Origin of the sequence: Paraburkholderia sp. RL17-373-BIF-A, from assembly GCF_046030175.1 — a bacterium.
GTDB lineage: Bacteria > Pseudomonadota > Gammaproteobacteria > Burkholderiales > Burkholderiaceae > Paraburkholderia.
In genome coordinates this window covers 1-2,285 of the sequence record NZ_JARESO010000210.1, presented here as the reverse complement: position 1 = coordinate 2,285, position 2,285 = coordinate 1, and the positions used below count along the sequence as shown (strand labels likewise).

Genomic DNA, 2,285 nt, shown 5'->3' with positions numbered 1-2,285 from the left:
TCCTCGGGAAGCACCTGTCGCATGATACTCGACACTGAGTGAACCGATCCCCGCGCGACGCTCATGGCGTGCAGCACGGGGAACTGCGCCAGATGCTTTGAGCTGAACAACGGATAATATGTTGCGCGTTCGGTCGCCGGCATCTCATCCGGTCTGCGACTCCAGTCCACAGTCACGAATACATTGCCGAACTCTTCACCCGGCTGCCCCGGGGCCCGCATTGCGTTCTTCACGTCTTTAGCCTCCAGCAGGATGCAAACCTCGCTGTCCCGCGCCAAGAGCGGAAAATAGGCCAGATCCGACTCACCCATCAGACTGGATGAATCCTTCACAAACCCCCTCACCCGATCGGGAAGTGCGTCCAGGTAGGCTTGGCGCAGCGCCGCTGCCTTCTGCCGCAATCCCTTGTGCTTCCCGGCCGCATCCACTACCTGCAGCAGGTTGAAGCTGTTTACACGCGCCCATTCGTATGCCTGCGGTTGCGGTTTCATCAGTTGCTCCTGAGCATGGTCGAGCACGGTGCTCAGTCCATTTGAATGCCAATTCCCCAAGTCAAGTCGAAAGTCCTGCGAGCGCGAGAATAGCCTCCCGACCATCTTTTGAACAAACGACCCGATCCGAGGACTTCGTTCCTGATAGTCGGGATGGGAAAACAGAAAGTCCAAGACCGCCTCCTCAACTGCAGGATCATTGACACCCTGGTTGATGGCGTCATCAAGCGCACCGATAGCCATCTCCATGCAACGGATCCTGTTGTCGCCGTGCAAACGCCGGTCGATAGCTGTTGGCAAGCTGCCCGAATCACGATTGTTGCGATGGTTGAAAACAAGATCCCGAACATCAGGATTGCGCAAATCTAGTGTCATTCCAGTAAAGGAGATTTCAGCAAGCTGGCGATCGCTGAGGTAATTACGCACGCACAACAATTGTTCCAGCGAAAGGGTCGCCTGACCGAACTTTGCCGACTCCAAGTCTGCCCTGCTGAGGTCTGCACCTCTGAGATCTGCCCGTCTCAGGTCTGCCTCCCTGAGGTCTGCTTTTCTGAGGTTGGCCTCAAGGAGGTCAGCTCCATACAGTCTAGCTTTGCGCAGATCTGTCGCCGTCAGTTTGGCTCCGCTCAGATTCGCTCCGGTCCAGTCAATTCCGGACAGCTCCGTCTCGCTTAAGTCCATGTCGCTTAGGTCGTTACCAACACCAAAGAGCGCACACCGGCGGCGCTCTAGCGGAATGCGTCGCGCGGCTTCAAGGTATAAGTAATGATCCGCCTTGTGGCGCACAATCTCCCTCTCCAAAAATCTCTGCATGTCATCAAAGTCAACTCCCTCCAAGGCAAAGGATTCGGAACTTGCGTCTGCTTGCACTGTAATGGTCAGAACCGTCCCATTGGTACTGGTGTCCTCCGACACCCGGAGCTCTCCACCATGCTGCAGCCCTAATGAAACTATACGATTACCCTCGCCCCGAGCTTCGAAACGCTTATCCATGAGTCTCCCATGAAGGTCGACGACTGCCTGCCTTACGGCATCCTCTTTTTGCCTGCTGCCGATCCATTTGCAGATGCGCTCAATGAGCAGCCCGATAAGAGCCGTCAGCAACATGGTCATCGCCACCCCCGCCGCGCGTGCTGAGGTTTACCCACAAATGGGAGTCATTCGTTTTGCCTGAAGATGCGATACATTTCGGTAACTTCATGCAGGGCGAGAAAGCCGCGCCATATAACGGTTGGTCCGGGCGGGCGATCGTGCTTGCGTGCAAGATAGCCACCGAGCTTGGCGATCCACTGCACGACTTGCGACAGCGATGGAGGGTCGGTGGGCGGCTTGGTCGTGCTGTGCACGCGGCAATACAGCGCGCGCCACTCGATAGGTTGGAGCAAGACTTCGCACGGCAAGTCGCCGTCCAGTCGGGCCAGCAATGTCGCATACAGAATGCGCCAACTGATCACGGCAAACAGCGCGGTCGCACGTACGAATCGATCGAGATTGCCGAATTGGCGCGCTTCGACGCGACAGCCGCTCTTGAGCACGCGATGCCACGATTCAATCGTCCAGCGGCGCGCATACCAAGCCAGGCGCTCCAGTGCTTCTTCGAAGGTATGCGTGGGTACCGAGGTGAGCAACATCCATTCAAGTGGCTCGAACCCTTCGGGAGGCTCTATTTCCAGAGCGTGGACTACAAAGACCTCGACATCATGCACGCCCTTGCGGCGCCGATAGCGTGGCGGACGCAACCGTACAGGCGCACATCGCAGTGCCAGGCTTGCAGTACGCGCTATCGTGCGGCCT

The 2,285-nt window shown here is 57.2% G+C and carries 3 protein-coding genes; 1 reads left to right on the top strand and 2 read right to left on the bottom strand.

Translation table 11 applies throughout. The features are described 5' to 3' along the window. On the bottom strand, window positions 1–1,484 hold a 1,484-nt coding region (locus P0D80_RS49670; protein ID WP_408295960.1), incomplete at its 3' end, for a pentapeptide repeat-containing protein. A gap of 9 nt (window positions 1,485–1,493) precedes the next feature. On the opposite strand from P0D80_RS49670, the gene P0D80_RS49665 reads away from it, so the two are divergent. Beyond that, a complete protein-coding gene (locus tag P0D80_RS49665; RefSeq protein WP_408295957.1) occupies window positions 1,494–1,628 on the top strand; it encodes a hypothetical protein in 135 nt (44 codons plus the stop codon). A gap of 20 nt (window positions 1,629–1,648) precedes the next feature. Here P0D80_RS49665 and P0D80_RS49660 read toward each other — a convergent pair. Beyond that, window positions 1,649–2,285, bottom strand: a 637-nt coding sequence (locus P0D80_RS49660) for an IS4 family transposase (RefSeq protein ID WP_408295955.1), incomplete at its 5' end; no start/stop codon positions are given.